The sequence below is a fragment of the Streptomyces sp. NPDC053673 genome (assembly GCF_055585225.1).
Map to the genome: position 1 here is coordinate 60,227 of NZ_JBVJKN010000010.1, position 14,669 is coordinate 74,895.

The following is a 14,669-nucleotide window of genomic DNA, read 5'->3' on the forward strand; positions in this document are numbered from 1 at the left end:
TCCGGTGGCCGGATAGGCTCAATGCCATGACTGACGCCAACCGCACCCCGTGGGTCGTCGGGGTCTCCGGGGCGTCCGGGACCCCCTATGCCGCCGCCGTGCTGCGCGGGCTGCTCGACGCGGGTGAGAGCGTCGACCTGGTGGTGTCGCGGGCGTCGCGGCTCACCCTGCTGGACGAGACCGGGATCGCGTTCCGGGACGCGCACTGGCACGACGATCTGCGGGAGTGGCTGGGGCGCGGCGCCGACGGCAAGCCGGGCACCTTTCAGGCGGATGTGGCGGACGTGCGGCACTGGGCGGCCGGGGACCTGGCGGCAGGGCCGTCCTCCGGGTCGTACCCCGTCAAGGGGATGCTGATCGTACCGGCGTCCACGGCGTGCGTCGCGGGCGTGGCACTCGGGCTGTCCAAGGACCTGCTCCAGCGGGCGGCGAGCGTGACGCTGAAGGAGCGGCGGAAGCTGGTGGTCGCGGTCCGGGAGACCCCGCTGAACGGGCAGACCCTCAAGCATCTCGTGGCGCTGGACGAGGCGGGCGCCGTGGTGCTGCCGGCCTCTCCGGCGTTCTACGCGGGAGCGACGCACATCCAGGATCTGGTGGACTTCGTCGCCGGACGGGTGCTGGACGCGGCGGGGGTGCCGCACGGGCTGTACCGCCGTTGGGAGGGTGAGCTGGGCGGCTCCAGGGCCGAACAGGGGGACCGGGCAGCGGGACCGGGTGGTCCGGGCTGACGTTCTGATCGTTTGAGGTACACACGGGCACACAGGGTGTCTCCTGCGCGCCTTTGATTTCACACGTAAAATTGCGGTAGCGATGAATAATGGAAGGCTCAGGCATATGGACGCCGTGGATAGGCAGCTCATCCAGGCCCTGCGTGAGAACGGCAGGGCTTCGTACGCCGAGCTCGGCCGGCTCGTAGGACTCTCCGGTCCCTCCGTCACCGACCGCATCAACCGCCTGGAGGCGGCGGGCGTCATCACCGGCTACCGGGCCACCGTCGACGCCGCCTCGCTGGGCCTCGGCGTCACCGCGCTGATCGGCATCTCGCTCTCCGACGCGGCCGACCACGAGGACGTGGCGCGCCGCCTGCGCGACCTCGCCGAGATCGAGGACTGCTGGTTCATCGCCGGCGACGACTCGTACATGCTCAAGGTGCGGGCGAGTGACGTCGACGGTCTTGAGAAGACGATCCGGCGGCTGTCGGGGACGAAGGGCGTGTCGCGGACGCGTACCACGATCGTGCTCTCCACGAAGTGGGAGAACCGGGTCGGGGACCTGCCCGAAGAGGTGTGACGCGAAGCGTCCTTGGGGGTCCCCCGGTGCGTGAAGTACGGGGGAGTACGGTTGGTGAAGCTCGATTCGTAGACATGTGGGAGGCGGCCTGATGACTGCATCTATCAAGGATGTGGGTCTCAAGCGCGAGTTGGAGGAGAAGGTCCGGGCCGGCGAGCGGCTGACCCGCGAGGACGGCATCGCGCTCTACGAGTCGGACGATCTGGCCTGGCTCGGTGGTCTCGCCCACGAGGTGCGTACGCGCAAGAACGGCGACGTCGTCCACTTCAACGTCAACCGTCACCTCAACATGACGAACGTGTGCACGGCGTCGTGCGCGTACTGCTCGTTCCAGCGCAAGCCGGGCGAGAAGGACGCGTACACGATGCGCATCGAGGAGGCCGTCCGCCTCGCCAAGGCGATGGAGAACGAGAACCTCACCGAGCTGCACATCGTCAACGGGCTCCACCCGAACCTGCCTTGGCGCTACTACCCGCGGTCGCTGAGCGAGCTGAAGAAGGCCCTGCCGAACGTCTCGCTGAAGGCCTTCACCGCCACCGAGATCCACCACTTCGAGACGATCTCGGGGCTCTCGGCGTCGGAGATCCTCGACGAGCTGATCGAGGCCGGTCTGGAGTCGCTGACCGGTGGCGGCGCGGAGATCTTCGACTGGGAGGTCCGCCAGCACATCGTGGACCACCGGACCCACTGGGAGGACTGGTCGCGCATCCACCGCCTCGCGCACGAGAAGGGCCTCAAGACCCCGTGCACGATGCTGTACGGGCACATCGAGGAGCCCCGGCACCGGGTGGACCATGTGCTGCGGCTGCGTGAACTCCAGGACGAGACCGGCGGCTTCCAGGTCTTCATCCCACTGCGCTACCAGCACGACTTCGTGGACATGCAGGACGGCAAGGTCCGCAACCGCCTTCAGGCGCGGACGACGATGGCGACGGGCGCGGAGGCGCTGAAGACCTTCGCGGTGTCGCGGCTGCTGTTCGACAACATCCAGCACGTCAAGGTCTTCTGGGTGATGCACGGCGTGCAGACCGCGCAGCTGGCGCTGCAGCACGGCGCGGACGACATGGACGGCTCGGTCGTCGAGTACAAGATCACCCACGACGCGGACAACTACGGCACGCCGAACAAGCTGACGCGTGACGATCTGCTGGACCTCATCCGCGACGCCGGCTTCCGTCCGGTGGAGCGGAACACGCGGTACGAGGTGATCCGGGAGTACCCGGGGCCGGACGGCGACCGCCGGGAATCGCCGCAGCCGATGCGGGTCTGATTCCGCAGGTCTGGGTTCTTCGGGCCTGGGTTCTTCGGGTCTGATTCCTCGGGTCTGACTCGTGGGTCTCATTCGGTCCGGGGCGTTGCCCCGGACCCCTGTGGGGCGTTGAACCCGGAAAGTTATTGTCTGGCCATGGCTCTTGTATTCACGCTCGATCCGCCGGTCGACCGCGCGCTGCGCGACGGCGTTCTCGGGCTCTGGACGGACGTGTCGAACGCTGATGGGGCCGTCGGGTTCGTGCCGCCCGTGACCGCGGAGGAGATCCGGCCGGAGCTGGTGCGGCATCTCGTCGCGATGGCCGAGGGGCGGGCGCGGCTGCTCGTCGGGCGGGAAGCGGACGGGCAGGTCGCGGCCGCCGCGTTCCTCACGTACAACACGCACCGGTTGATGCGGCACTGGGTGTGGCTCTACACCGTGATGGTGCATCCGCGGCATCAGGGCAAGGGATACGGCCGCGAACTGCTCGCCGCGGCAGCCGACGCCGCGAGCGGGCTGGACGGCATCACGGCGATACGGCTCACCTGCCGCGGCGGCACCGGGCTGGAGCGGTTCTACGCGTCGTGCGGCTACAAGGAGGTCGGGCGAGTGCCCGACGCGATCCGGGTCGCCGACGGGGACTATCGCGACGACATCACGATGCTGCTCCCCCTGAACTGATCAAGCGGCTTCCCCGTGAATTGACCAAGCGGCTCCCCGTGAATTGATCAATTCGGCACGTGCTTCACTTGTGGGGCAACCAAGTGAAGGGAAGGGGCCGTCGTGTCCGACAGCAAGACGAGCGCCACGCTCCGGTACACCCTCATGCGGTTCGGCATCTTCGCCGGCTGCTTCGCCGTCCTCTCGGGGCTGGTGTATCTCCGCGTACTGCCGAGGGGCCTGGGCGACTCCAACCTGTTGTGGGTGCTGGTCCTCTCCGTCCTGCTCTCGGCGCCGCTCAGCCTCGTCCTGCTGCGCAAGCAGCGCGACGCGATGTCCGAGCAGATCGTCGGCAAGGTCGATCGGGTCAAGTCCCGCCTGGAGGCGAACCGCACCAGGGAAGACGCCCAGTAGGCGGAGCGTAAGCTTCCTCACACATCCCCGAAGCCCCAGGCAGGAGCACCCGCTCCGGCGCTGGGGCTTCGGCGTGTCCGGATGTGCCGTGACGCGTTCTCGCCTCAAAGGCCAGCTTTGAGGTTCTCAAAGTTCAAGTGTTAACGTGTTCGGCATGACGACAGCAGTGCGCCCCGGAACAGTCATGAGCCCCCCGCTCGTGGCGCGCCTGCATGTCGACCTGTGCCGCTGTATGTCCGCGGTCTGTTGCCGCTCGGTCTGACCCGGCATCATGCAGCGGCGCTTCCGAGCGCACGGGCGCCGCACCCCTGTCCCCCGAATTCCCCGATACGCCTTCCCGGAGTGTGTCCCCGTGTCCGCGAACTCCGCGACGCCCACCCGCGCCAGCCGCATACCCAAGGTCCCTTTCTGGGCCCAGATCGTCGCCGGTCTCGTGCTCGGTGCCCTGCTCGGCTGGCTCGCCCGCAGCCAGGACATCAACTGGCTCTACAAGACCCTGGAGCAGGTCGGCGGCATCTTCGTCCAGCTGCTGAAGCTGGCCGTCGCCCCGCTCGTCTTCTTCGCGATCCTGGTGTCGATCACCAATCTGCGGAAGGTCAACAACGCCGCCCGGCTGGCGACCCGCACCCTGCTCTGGTTCATGATCACGTCGCTGATCGCGGTCGCCATCGGCCTCACGATCGGCCTGCTCACCAACCCGGGCGCGGGCACCGGCCTGACGCCCAGGGACGGCAAGCTGCCGGAGCACGCCGGCTCCTGGATCGACTTCCTCACCGGCATCATTCCGACGGACGTCATCACCCCCTTCACCGAGCTGAACGTCCTTCAGATCGTCTTCATGGCCGCCGTCGCCGGTATCGCGGCCCTCAAGCTCGGCGACCGCGCCAAGCCGATCCTCGCCCTCAGCGAGTCCGTCCTGGAGTTGCTCCAGAAGGCCCTGTGGTGGGTCATCCGCCTCGCCCCGATCGGCACCGTCGGCCTCATCGGCTACGCCATCGCCGACTACGGCTGGGACCTGATCGGCAAGTACGCGACCTTCACCGCCGACGTCTACATCGGCTGCGCGCTGGTCCTGTTCGGCGTCTACCCGCTGCTGCTCGCGACCGTCGCGAAGGTCAACCCGCTGCAGTTCTTCAAGGGCGCCTGGCCGGCGATCCAGCTGGCCTTCGTCTCCCGCTCGTCGGTCGGCACGATGCCGGTCACCCAGAAGGTCACCGAGCGCCTCGGCGTTCCGAAGGAGTACACCTCCTTCGCCGTGCCGTTCGGCGCGACGACCAAGATGGACGGCTGCGCCGCGATCTACCCGGCGCTCGCCGCGATCTTCATCGCCCAGATCTTCGGTGTCGAGCTCGGCATCCAGGACTACCTCCTGATCGCCTTCGTCTCGGTCGTCGGCTCCGCGGCCACCGCGGGCCTCACCGGCGCGACGGTCATGCTGACGCTGACCCTCTCCACCCTGGGCCTCCCGCTGGAGGGCGTGGGTCTGCTCATGGCGATCGACCCGATCCTGGACATGATCAGGACGGCCACGAACGTCGCCGGCCAGGCGCTGGTCCCGGTCGTCGTCGCGGCCCGCGAGAAGATCCTGGACCACGACGCGTACAACGCGGCGTCGGCCTCGCCGGTGGACGACATCGAGGTGCGCGACGCCGAGCAGAAGGTGGCCGTGCCGGTCACCGCGTGACGCGGTTCTCCGTCAACGGGCCCTCACCTTCGGGTGGGGGCCCGTTCGCGTGGAACGACGGGCGTTTCGCGTCGCAACGGCAGGCGTTCCCCAGCGGGCAGTGGGTGCGGAGCCCGGGTGGCGAACCTAGACTGACGAGGGCATGGAGAAAGTCCTGAAACAAGGAGATCCATACCATGTCGAAGCGAGGCAACAAGCGGCGGGCCCGCAAGGGGAAAAAGGCCAACCACGGCAAGCGCCCCAACGCCTGAGAAGTCACCGAGGCCGTTCTCCCGTCAGGGCGAGCGGCCTTCGGCGTTCCGCACTCCGGTGCGGGCCTTACTCTTACCGAACAGTAGATCGGTAAGCCGGGAGGGCGTCTCACGTGGGTGGTGCCGGTAAGGGCAAGCGGATGCCGCGCGCCATGCGCGAGCAGCAGATGCTGGACGCCGCGGTGCGGACGTTCGGGCAGCTCGGCTACCGGGCGGCGTCCATGGATGAGATCGCCGAGCTCGCGGGCGTGTCCAAGCCGCTGGTCTATCTCTATCTCAACTCCAAGGAGGACCTCTTCACGGCGTGCATCCGGCGCGAGGCCGAGGCTCTCGTCGCGGCGGTACGGGCGGCGGTGGAGCCGGGGCTTCCGGCGGACCGGCAGCTGTGGGAGGGGCTCGCGGCGTTCTTCCGGCACACCGCTGATCACCCGGACGCGTGGGCGGTGCTGCACCGGCAGGCGCGGACGCACGGTGAGCCGTTCGCCGCGGAAGTGACCGTGATGCGGGACGAGATCGTGGCGTTCGTGACCGGGCTCATCGGGGCGGCGGCGCGGGAGACCCACGGCGAGGGCGAGCTCGCCGACGGGGATGTGGCGGGGCTCGCGCAGGCGCTCGTGGGCGCGGCGGAGTCGCTGGCCGGCTGGGCCAACGAGACGCCGGGCGTCTCGGCGAAGGAGGCGGCGGCGACGCTGATGAACTTCGCGTGGGAGGGACTGGGCAACCTCATGCAGGGGGAGCGGTGGTCGCCGTCCGCCCGATGAGAGCACGGTGAGCGGGAAGCCGAGGTCCGAGGGCCGAGGGCCGAGGACATGGGGGGCATGCGATCGGGAGCGGGCCGCGCTCGTCGAACCCGCATGAAGCATGCGTACGCGGCGAGTTGGCGGCCCAACGGGTGACCGCGACCCTCGAACGCCCCTGAGATTCCCCAACGACCCGTGAGATTCCCCGTACTGCGTCGCGGGCCCGCTCATTCGGTCACGGCTGCGGTCAGGCGCGGCGGATCACGATGTCGCCGACACCGGTGCGGGCGCGCACCTCGACGGTCTCGTCGGAGGGGTCGGGGCCCTCGGACGCGCCGAGGGAGTTGCGCACGGTGCCGACGCGGGTGTTCACGTCGAGCCAGGCGGCGGTGGCCTCTCGGATACCGACCTCGAGATCTCCCGCAGCGGTCTGGAGCACGACCTGGCCGCGCGCCACTTCGCCGATCCGGATGGCGCCGTTGGCGGACTTGGCGTCGACTCCGGCGTGTGCGACGCCGACGGTGATGAGGCCGTTGGCCGAGTTCGCCCTGAGGTCGCCGGTGACTTCGCCGATCGTGGTCTCGCCGTTGCCGTTCTTGACCGTCGCCGCGCCCGCGATCTCGCCGAGGTCGATCCGGCCCGCCGCGACGACCTCGGCGTCCCCCGCCACGCGGTCCACGCGGATTTCGCCGTGGTCGGTCCTCAGGCGCACGGTTCCCGCCTCGTCCACCTGGATGTCGCCGAGCGAGGTCCTGAGCCGGCAGTCTCCGAGGCGCCCTTCACAGACGAAGTCCGCCAGGGCGGAGTTGCCCTGGACATGCGATCCGGCCGGCAGTTCGATGCTCACGTCGACCGACCCGGTCCTGCCGAACAAGGAGCGCTTCTTGGGCCCCTTGACCAGCAACTTGCCGCCCGAGCAGGTGACCGTGGTCTGTTGTACGGCCCGTACGTCGGCGTCTGCTGCGCCGTTGCTCGGCAGCACCTCGACCACCGTGTCCGTGCGCTTGCCCGCGGTGATCCGGGCGGACCCGACGTCGAATTCGAGGGTGACGGAGATCGGTTCGGGAGTGTCGAAAGCAGGCATGGCTGTCCCGTTCTCATGGTCTGGAGTGTGTTCCCGCTGGTGGGGCGGGTGAAGGGGCAGTGGTGCTGTGCGCCGGCGGGCCGGGCGCTGGTCCGGGCTCGGCACGGTCGGGCCCTAGGGCCTGTCCGGTGGATCTGGCTGGGCTCGCGACGCCCTGCGACTCCGTCTCCTGCGTTGTCGTCAGTCGGCATGGCTCCGCCATGCCTCCTTCCTCCGCCTTGGATCCGAAGCCGCATGCCGCCGCTCGCTGATCCAGCCTGATCCACCGGTCAGGCCCTAGCGAACCCAGCCCGTGTAGCCCTGCTGGCTCCGGTGGCGGCCGGCGCGAGGTGGGCGGGCGCGGTCGCCGGGTTCCAGGGCGGTGGCGACGGCCCGCACCAGCCAGGCGTTGACCGAGAGGCCTTCCTGTCCCGCGGCGTCCTCGACCCGGGTCTTGAGGTGGGCAGGAAGGCGGAAGTTGATCCGCGCCGTACCGCCCTCGTCAGCACCGTCCGAAGGGCTGGGCGGCACCGGCGCCGACACCGCACTTGGCGCGCTCTCGGGCGTCCCTGCTTCCCCGTACGGCTCCAGGGCCGGCGGTGGCGTCACCACGAACTCGGGGTCGAGCCCTCGCAGCCGTACGTCGACCGAGCCCGGCGCCAGGTCACGGGTGACCTCGCCCATGGCGGCGGACAGCGCGTTCAGCAGGGTGAGCCGGGCGGCCGACTCCAGGGGCGCGGTGAGCCGCTCGGCCAGAGCACGGGCTTCGTCTCCGCCCGCATCCGCGGCGACTGCGAGTTCGTGCCGGAGATTGTCGACGTAGGGCGTCAGGTCCATGGCGCCACTGTGACACCAAAGTGGCGCCACTGCAAGTCATCGTGGTGTCACATGGCGCCCGTGGCGTGCGAGTGGCGCAGGCGTGGCGCACCGGTGCCGCTGTGCGGGGGATTGCAGGCCGGGTGAGATGACCTGCGCCACCGTGTCAGCCCTGTCTGCGCCGCCAGTCCCGGACGACCTCCTCGATGTCGTACGGCGTCAGCCCCAGCGGCGGGCCGGGTGGCGGGCGACGGACCGCCGCGGCGATCTTCTCGTTGATCTCCGCGACGATTCGCCGCACCGCGGATTCCGATGGCGCCCGGCCGGCGTTCTCCAGCGCGTCCTCGGCCTCCTTGCGCAGCTGCAGCGTCGGCGGCAGGACCGATATGCCCTCGCGGTGCATCTTGCCCTTGATCCACCACAGCTCGTCGTAGGTGTCGTCGCTCTCCGGCAGGGGCTTGCCGAAGCCGGGCAGATCCTTGAAGTCACCGCGCTCCGTCGCTTCGCGGATCTGCTTGTCGACCCACGACTCGAAGCTGACGCCCGTCGGTTTGCGCTCGGTCATGTGTTCCAGCGTACGGACGCGGGGGATCTCTTGGTGCGGGTTGTGGACAACCCTTCAGACGGTGCCCCGGCTGTGGACAACCCGTTCAGCCATGGGGGCCGGACAGCCGTCCCCGCGCAAAGGCAGGAGCCCCGCTTCCGTACGCGAGGTACGGGAGCAGGGCTCCTTGGGTACTGCTAAGTCGTACGCGATCGCCGACCCGGGCAACTAGGCCGGGGTGACGTTCTCCGCCTGCGGGCCCTTCGGACCCTGAGTGACGTCGAAGTTCACGACCTGGTTCTCCTCGAGGGAGCGGAAGCCAGACGCGTTGATCGCGGAGTAGTGGACGAAGACATCCGGGCCGCCGCCGTCCTGGGCGATGAAGCCGAAGCCCTTTTCAGCGTTGAACCACTTGACGGTTCCGGTAGCCATAAGCCCTCCTTGGGCCAAAGGGTTGCCCTGCTCCAGAACCTGCAAACAAGTCTGAAAACTACAAAAGCCTGCGGGTCACATGCTCCGCAGGCTCTGTACTGCAAGGGAAACCAAACTGCAACTTGCGTTGAGCGTAGCACGCAGGGTGTTCGCAGCGGTAGAGGGAAAGATCACGTCACCCGGAAGCTTGATGGCGCCTTGACATGCTGACGTTTGTGGCGTGGCCGGGGCCGCCCCGGCCATTGGTGCCGCGGCCCGCAGGTCTAGCCTCACGCTGTGGACAGTCATGCAGAACCTGCAGAAAGCGCCGCCGCCGACGGCGACCGTCGCAGCCGGCCGCGCGTCGGTCACATCCAGTTCCTGAACTGCCTGCCCCTCTACTGGGGCCTCGCCCGCACCGGGACGCTCCTCGATCTGGAGCTCACGAAGGACACCCCGGAGAAGCTCTCCGAGCGGCTGGTGCGCGGCGACCTCGACATCGGCCCCGTCACCCTCGTCGAGTATCTGCGCAACGCCGACGACCTCGTCGCCTTCCCCGACATCGCGGTCGGCTGCGACGGGCCTGTCATGTCCTGCGTGATCGTGTCCCAGCTGCCGCTGGAGCAGCTGGACGGCGTGCGTGTCGCCCTCGGCTCCACCTCGCGCACCTCGGTGCGTCTCGCGCAGCTGCTGCTCGCCGAGCGGTACGGCGTGGCGCCGGACTACTACACGTGCCCGCCCGACCTCGGCCTGATGATGCAGGAGGCGGAGGCCGCCGTGCTGATCGGCGACGCCGCCCTGCGGGCCTCGCTGCACGACGCGCCGAGGCTGGGCCTGCACGTCCATGACCTGGGCCAGATGTGGAAGGACTGGACCGGGCTGCCGTTCGTGTTCGCGGTGTGGGCGGCGCGCAAGGACTACCTCGCGCGTGAGCCCCGCGTCGTACGGAAGGTCCACGAGGCCTTCCTGGCCTCCCGTGATCTTTCCCTGGAGGAGGTCACGAAGGTCGCCGAGCAGGCGGCCCGCTGGGAGGCGTTCGACGCGGAGCTGCTGAAGCGGTACTTCACGACGCTCGACTTCCGCTTCGGGCCCGAGCAGCTCGCCGGTGTGCGCGAGTTCGCACGCCGGACCGGTCCGACGACCGGGTTCCCGGCGGACGTACGGGTCGAGCTGCTCGGCCCCTGAAGCCCGGACGCCGCCCCCCCCCAGGGCCGGAAGGCGCGTCGTAGGGAAGTCGGGACGTCGGAACGTCGGAACGGCAGGACGTCAGGACGTGGGGATGGGTGCCTGCATGTGCTTGCTGATCCACTCGATCGACCCGTCCTCCATGCCCTTCACATAGGTCTTGGCGTTGTGCTCGCCGTCCTGGATGACCTGCAGCCGGGTCTTGACCGGGCCCTTCGTGTAGTCACGGATGAAGGACTTCACCTTCCGCACCGCGGACTCCTTGGTGCCGACCTGGAACGCCAGATAGACATCGCGGTCCTCGCCGGCCGGCTTGCTGCCGAGTGCCTTGGCCAGCTTCTCCGGGTTGTTCGCCTGCTGCTCGGTGGCGTGTCCCGCCCACAGCGGGGAGTCCGGCACGGTGTCCGGCCCGGAGGCGATGACCGCCTTGAACTTGTCGGGGTGCTTCAGGACCGACTTCAGCCCGACGAAGCCGCCCGACGACGACCCCATGAAGGCCCAGCCGTCCCGGGATTTGAACGTACGGAAATTCGCCTTCACGAGATCGGGGACGTCCTCGGTCATCCACGTGCCCATTTTCGGCTGCCCCGGGATATCGCTCCCGTCGTAGTAATACTTGTCGTCCGGGTTGAGTACGGGCATCACGACGATGAACGGAAGGCTCTTCCCCTCCTGCGACCACTCACTGATGCTGCTCTGCAGCTTCAGATCGGTGCCCATCCAGTAATTGTTCGGGTATCCGTTGCCGCCGGGGAGCGCGATGAGCACAGGGAAACCGCTGTTCGCGTACTTCGGGTCGAAGTACTGCTTCGGGGCCCAGACCCAGACCTTGCCCGTGAAGCCGGACTTCGCGCCGTGCAGCGTGGTGACGCCGATCTTGGTGCCGTCGTCGACGGTGTTCTGGGTGGTGAACTCCGCCTTCGGCCCGGTCGGCATCAGGGTCTTGGCCGCGGCCTCGGCGGCCGCGCCGCCGCCCTTGCCGGATCCGGTGCCGGATCCGGAGCCCGCTGCGGAGGACGCGGGGGCCTGAGCGGACGGGCCGTCGAAGGAGAGCGGGTCTCCTTCGTCCGAACAGCCCGCGACGAGCGCGACAGAGCCGAGGGCGACGGCGGCTATGAGGGCTTTGGGCAGGCGTTTCATGACGGACTCCGTGGTTTTATGCGGTGCTTCGCTGCGGTTCCGGATGTGGTGCGCGGTTTACGCCAAGGGAGATGAGGGCCGGGGCCGATCGGTTGGCCCGGAGAGGGACCCAATCGCCGTGATCCGGCCCACGCGGCGTTCTACGCTGTCCCGGACGGACATCGCGCAGTCGGGCGGAATCGGGGGAGCTCATGCAGCCGCTGGAGGCGGGCGAGCCGCAGAGCATCGGTCCGTACCGGCTGCTCGGCCGGCTCGGAGCGGGCGGCATGGGCCGGGTCTATCTCGCGCGTTCCGAAGGCGGCAGGACCGTCGCGGTCAAGGTGGTCCATCCGCATTTCGCGCTCGACGAGCAGTTCCGGGCCCGTTTCCGTCGCGAGGTGGAGGCGGCCCGGCGGGTGGGCGGGGCCTGGACCGCGCCGGTGCTGGACGCGGACCCGGAGGCGTCCGTTCCGTGGGTGGCCACCGGCTATGTGGCCGGACCCTCGCTGGCGCAGGCCGTCGCCGAGTACGGGCCGCTGCCGGAGCACACCGTGCGGACGCTGGGCGCGGGGCTCGCCGAGGCACTGGCGGCCGTGCACGCGCTGGACCTGGTCCACCGGGACGTCAAGCCCTCGAACGTACTGCTCGCGCTCGACGGCCCCCGCCTCATCGACTTCGGCATCGCCCGCGCCACCGACGGCACCGCCTCGCTCACCGCGACCGGTGTGTCGGTCGGCTCGCCCGGCTACATGGCACCCGAACAGATCCTCGGACAGGGTGTCACCGGCGCCGCGGATGTCTTCTCGCTCGGCGCGGTCCTCGCGTACGCCGCGACGGGTGCCGCGCCCTTCCCGGGCGACTCGTCCGCCGCCCTGCTCTACAAGGTGGTCCACGAGGAGCCCGAACTGGGCGCGCTGGCCGGGGAACTGCGCGACATCGTCACCATGTGCCTGGCCAAGAACCCGGCCGAACGGCCGGCTCCCGCGGACCTCGCCCGCCGGCTCGCGCCGGGCGGCGCGGGCGCGCTGGTGGGGGCGGGCTGGCTGCCCGGACCACTCGTCGAGCAGGTCAGCCGGTCGGCGGTGCGACTGCTCGACCTGGAGCCCGCGCGGCAGGACCCGGTGGGCTCGGGGCCCGTGCCGTTCACCAGCCAGGCGATGGGGGAGTTCGGCCCGCCGGTCGAACCACCGACGCAGTTTCCGGCGCAGACCGGGCCGCCGGTGCCGACGCGGCCCCCGGGGGCGCCGTCCGTGGCGGACGCGGTACCGCCGCAGCGCCGGCCCGACGGCCGGCTCTCCGTCTCGGTGACCACCAGCTCGGAACGCGGCCGCCCCGGCGGCGGCCGCAAGGTGAGCTGCACGGTCGCCCTCGCCGTGGCGGGCGCGCTGGCCGCGGTGAGCGTGGGCGCGGGCGTGCTCTTCGACCTCTTCCCCGGTGGCGGCGGCGGCCACAACGACCTGGCCGAGCCGCCCAAGTCGTCGGCGTCCGGTGAGCCGGCGGACGGGGCGACGCCCCCGCTGAAGGACGTGCCGAAGGGGTTCATCGGCACCTGGGAGGGCGCGGTCACCGCCGCCGGACTGCCCGCGGGAACGATGAAGGTCACCATCGAGGGCGGCCGCACCGGCCAGCGGATCGGCAAGGCCGAACAGACCGACATCCTGGGCAACTTCATCTGCGAGGACCTGCTCACCGCCACCAGCGCCGACGCGAAGACCCTCGTCGTCGATGCGAAGCGCGGCCCGCGCAGCAAGGGAATGTGCACCGAGAGCACGACCGGGCTGCGGCTCGTGCTGGACGGCAGCACACTGCGCTACGTCTCCGCCGACGCCCGGGCCGGCAGTCCGACCGGCGACCTGGCGAGGAGCCGCTGACCCACCGGGCGAGACCCGGTGCACCGCCCGGACAGGGCCTGGGCAACTCCCCCTGCCTCCCCTCCCCGAGACACCGTGCGGGGGCACCCCAGGAGCGGACCGCACCGCTGTCGTAGGCTGGACCGGCCCGCGCAAAGCCCTGAAACACCGCCGAAAGGTGACTCCCGGTGACCGAGAAGGCCGACCTTCAGTCCGTCCTTGACCGTGCCGCCGAGGGCGGGCGGATCACCCCCGAGGAGGCGCTCGACCTCTACCGGTCCGCGCCGCTGCACGCGCTGGGCGCAGCCGCCGACGCCGTACGCCGCCGCCGCTACGCCGGCACCGAACACATCGCGACGTACATCATCGAGCGGAACATCAACTACACCAACGTCTGCGTCACCGCCTGCAAGTTCTGCGCCTTCTACGCCCCGCCCAAGGACACCGCCAAGGGCTGGACCCGGGACCTCGACGACATCCTGCGGCGCTGCGCCGAGACCGTCGAGCTGGGCGGCACCCAGATCATGTTCCAGGGCGGACACCACCCGGACTACGGCGTCGAGTACTACGAGGAGCACTTCGCCGCCATCAAGCAGGCGTTCCCGCAGCTGGTCATCCACTCCCTCGGCGCGTCCGAGGTCGAGCACATGGCCCGTATCTCCAAGGTGTCGGTCGAGGAGGCCGTCCAGCGCATCCACGCGGCCGGCCTGGACTCCTTCGCGGGCGCCGGCGCCGAGCTGCTGCCGGAGCGGCCGCGCAAGGCGATCGCCCCGCTGAAGGAGTCCGGCGAGCGCTGGCTGGAGATCATGGAGACCGCGCACCGGCTGGGTGTCGAGTCCACCTCGACGATGCTGATGGGTACGGGCGAGACCAACGCCGAGCGCATCGAGCACCTGCGGATGATCCGTGACGTACAGGACCGGACGGGTGGCTTCCGGGCCTTCATCCCGTACACGTACCAGCCCGAGAACAACCACCTCAAGGGCCGCACGCAGGCGACGATCTTCGAGTACCTGCGGATGATCGCGATCGCCCGTCTGTTCTTCGACAACGTCGCCCACATCCAGGGCTCGTGGCTGACGACGGGCAAGGAGATCGGCCAGCTGTCGCTGCACTACGGTGCCGACGACCTGGGCTCGATCATGCTGGAGGAGAACGTCGTCTCCTCGGCGGGCGCGAAGCACCGGTCCAACCGGCAGGAGATCATCGACCTGATCCGCAAGGCGGACCGCGTCCCGGCACAGCGGACGACGACGTACGAGCACATCACCGTCCACGACGACCCGGCGAACGACCCCGTGGACGAGCGCGTCGCCTCGCACATCTCGTCGACGGCGATCGAGGGCGGCACGGCGCACCCCGAGTTGAAGCTGCTGAACGCGAACTGACCCGG

Annotated in this window: 17 protein-coding genes; 12 read left to right on the forward strand and 5 right to left on the reverse strand. The window is 69.5% G+C overall.

Going from position 1 to position 14,669, the window contains the following annotated elements:
* Positions 1-26 precede the first annotated feature (26 nt).
* The 9 genes from ACZ6ZQ_RS16765 to ACZ6ZQ_RS16805 all read left to right on the forward strand — a co-directional run bounded on the left by ACZ6ZQ_RS16765 (position 27) and on the right by ACZ6ZQ_RS16805 (position 6,309).
* A complete protein-coding gene (locus ACZ6ZQ_RS16765) occupies positions 27-728 on the forward strand; it encodes a UbiX family flavin prenyltransferase (protein WP_469769282.1) in 702 nt (233 codons plus the stop codon).
* A 106-nt stretch (positions 729-834) separates the two neighbouring features.
* The gene (locus tag ACZ6ZQ_RS16770) at positions 835-1,290 is read left to right on the forward strand and encodes an Lrp/AsnC family transcriptional regulator (protein ID WP_453663114.1); all 456 of its coding nucleotides are present in this window, start codon (positions 835-837) and stop codon (positions 1,288-1,290) included.
* 91 nt (positions 1,291-1,381) lie between these two features.
* A complete protein-coding gene (gene mqnE / locus ACZ6ZQ_RS16775) occupies positions 1,382-2,560 on the forward strand; it encodes an aminofutalosine synthase MqnE (RefSeq protein WP_453663116.1) in 1,179 nt (392 codons plus the stop codon).
* 135 nt (positions 2,561-2,695) lie between these two features.
* Positions 2,696-3,220: a GNAT family N-acetyltransferase gene (locus ACZ6ZQ_RS16780; RefSeq protein WP_469769283.1), complete on the forward strand. Its 525-nt coding sequence runs from the start codon at positions 2,696-2,698 to the stop codon at positions 3,218-3,220.
* A 102-nt stretch (positions 3,221-3,322) separates the two neighbouring features.
* Entirely contained in the window at positions 3,323-3,613 is a 291-nt protein-coding gene (locus tag ACZ6ZQ_RS16785) for a DUF4229 domain-containing protein (protein ID WP_469769284.1), read from the forward strand.
* Between the two features lie 184 nt (positions 3,614-3,797).
* On the forward strand, positions 3,798-3,875 hold the full coding sequence (locus ACZ6ZQ_RS16790) for a putative leader peptide (protein WP_469769417.1): 78 nt from the start codon (positions 3,798-3,800) through the stop codon (positions 3,873-3,875).
* Positions 3,876-3,965: 90 nt separating this feature from the next.
* On the forward strand, positions 3,966-5,297 hold the full coding sequence (locus ACZ6ZQ_RS16795; protein ID WP_469769285.1) for a dicarboxylate/amino acid:cation symporter: 1,332 nt from the start codon (positions 3,966-3,968) through the stop codon (positions 5,295-5,297).
* A 176-nt stretch (positions 5,298-5,473) separates the two neighbouring features.
* The gene (locus ACZ6ZQ_RS16800; protein WP_099048249.1) at positions 5,474-5,548 is read left to right on the forward strand and encodes a 50S ribosomal protein bL37; all 75 of its coding nucleotides are present in this window, start codon (positions 5,474-5,476) and stop codon (positions 5,546-5,548) included.
* Positions 5,549-5,688: 140 nt separating this feature from the next.
* Positions 5,689-6,309 (forward strand): TetR/AcrR family transcriptional regulator, encoded by a 621-nt coding sequence (locus tag ACZ6ZQ_RS16805; protein ID WP_469769418.1) that lies wholly within the window; start codon positions 5,689-5,691, stop codon positions 6,307-6,309.
* 226 nt (positions 6,310-6,535) lie between these two features.
* Here the strand turns inward: ACZ6ZQ_RS16805 and ACZ6ZQ_RS16810 are convergent, their stop codons facing one another.
* From ACZ6ZQ_RS16810 to ACZ6ZQ_RS16825, 4 genes are all read right to left on the reverse strand, one after another.
* Positions 6,536-7,372, reverse strand: a complete 837-nt coding sequence (locus ACZ6ZQ_RS16810; protein ID WP_469769286.1) for a DUF4097 family beta strand repeat-containing protein — start codon at positions 7,370-7,372, stop codon at positions 6,536-6,538.
* Between the two features lie 276 nt (positions 7,373-7,648).
* Positions 7,649-8,188, reverse strand: a complete 540-nt coding sequence (locus ACZ6ZQ_RS16815; protein ID WP_469769287.1) for a hypothetical protein — start codon at positions 8,186-8,188, stop codon at positions 7,649-7,651.
* Between the two features lie 145 nt (positions 8,189-8,333).
* Entirely contained in the window at positions 8,334-8,732 is a 399-nt protein-coding gene (locus ACZ6ZQ_RS16820; RefSeq protein WP_469769288.1) for a DnaJ family domain-containing protein, read from the reverse strand.
* Between the two features lie 207 nt (positions 8,733-8,939).
* Complete coding sequence (locus ACZ6ZQ_RS16825) at positions 8,940-9,143, reverse strand: cold-shock protein (protein ID WP_003967102.1); 204 nt, start codon at positions 9,141-9,143, stop codon at positions 8,940-8,942.
* Between the two features lie 276 nt (positions 9,144-9,419).
* Between ACZ6ZQ_RS16825 and ACZ6ZQ_RS16830 the strand changes: the two genes are divergently transcribed.
* Positions 9,420-10,307: a menaquinone biosynthetic enzyme MqnA/MqnD family protein gene (locus ACZ6ZQ_RS16830; RefSeq protein WP_469769289.1), complete on the forward strand. Its 888-nt coding sequence runs from the start codon at positions 9,420-9,422 to the stop codon at positions 10,305-10,307.
* An 81-nt stretch (positions 10,308-10,388) separates the two neighbouring features.
* Here ACZ6ZQ_RS16830 and ACZ6ZQ_RS16835 read toward each other — a convergent pair whose 3' ends face one another.
* On the reverse strand, positions 10,389-11,447 hold the full coding sequence (locus ACZ6ZQ_RS16835) for an alpha/beta hydrolase (RefSeq protein ID WP_469769290.1): 1,059 nt from the start codon (positions 11,445-11,447) through the stop codon (positions 10,389-10,391).
* A 191-nt stretch (positions 11,448-11,638) separates the two neighbouring features.
* Between ACZ6ZQ_RS16835 and ACZ6ZQ_RS16840 the strand changes: the two genes are divergently transcribed.
* Together ACZ6ZQ_RS16840 and mqnC are read left to right on the forward strand one after the other, a co-directional pair.
* On the forward strand, positions 11,639-13,297 hold the full coding sequence (locus ACZ6ZQ_RS16840; protein ID WP_469769291.1) for a serine/threonine-protein kinase: 1,659 nt from the start codon (positions 11,639-11,641) through the stop codon (positions 13,295-13,297).
* A gap of 167 nt (positions 13,298-13,464) precedes the next feature.
* Positions 13,465-14,664, forward strand: coding sequence for a cyclic dehypoxanthinyl futalosine synthase (gene mqnC, locus ACZ6ZQ_RS16845; protein WP_453660343.1), 1,200 nt, complete (start codon positions 13,465-13,467; stop codon positions 14,662-14,664).
* Positions 14,665-14,669: the final 5 nt, after the last annotated feature.

Bases quoted from the DNA above. Each gene is read 5' to 3' on its own strand.
- ACZ6ZQ_RS16765 (WP_469769282.1), top strand. From the start codon at position 27: ATGACTGACGCCAACCGCACCCCGTGGGTCGTCGGGGTCTCCGGGGCG.
- ACZ6ZQ_RS16770 (WP_453663114.1), top strand. From the start codon at position 835: ATGGACGCCGTGGATAGGCAGCTCATCCAGGCCCTGCGTGAGAACGGC.
- mqnE (WP_453663116.1), top strand. From the start codon at position 1,382: ATGACTGCATCTATCAAGGATGTGGGTCTCAAGCGCGAGTTGGAGGAG.
- ACZ6ZQ_RS16780 (WP_469769283.1), top strand. From the start codon at position 2,696: ATGGCTCTTGTATTCACGCTCGATCCGCCGGTCGACCGCGCGCTGCGC.
- ACZ6ZQ_RS16790 (WP_469769417.1), top strand. From the start codon at position 3,798: ATGAGCCCCCCGCTCGTGGCGCGCCTGCATGTCGACCTGTGCCGCTGT.
- ACZ6ZQ_RS16805 (WP_469769418.1), top strand. From the start codon at position 5,689: ATGCCGCGCGCCATGCGCGAGCAGCAGATGCTGGACGCCGCGGTGCGG.
- ACZ6ZQ_RS16810 (WP_469769286.1), bottom strand. From the start codon at position 7,372: ATGCCTGCTTTCGACACTCCCGAACCGATCTCCGTCACCCTCGAATTC.
- ACZ6ZQ_RS16815 (WP_469769287.1), bottom strand. From the start codon at position 8,188: ATGGACCTGACGCCCTACGTCGACAATCTCCGGCACGAACTCGCAGTC.
- ACZ6ZQ_RS16820 (WP_469769288.1), bottom strand. From the start codon at position 8,732: ATGACCGAGCGCAAACCGACGGGCGTCAGCTTCGAGTCGTGGGTCGAC.
- ACZ6ZQ_RS16825 (WP_003967102.1), bottom strand. From the start codon at position 9,143: ATGGCTACCGGAACCGTCAAGTGGTTCAACGCTGAAAAGGGCTTCGGC.
- ACZ6ZQ_RS16835 (WP_469769290.1), bottom strand. From the start codon at position 11,447: ATGAAACGCCTGCCCAAAGCCCTCATAGCCGCCGTCGCCCTCGGCTCT.
- ACZ6ZQ_RS16840 (WP_469769291.1), top strand. From the start codon at position 11,639: ATGCAGCCGCTGGAGGCGGGCGAGCCGCAGAGCATCGGTCCGTACCGG.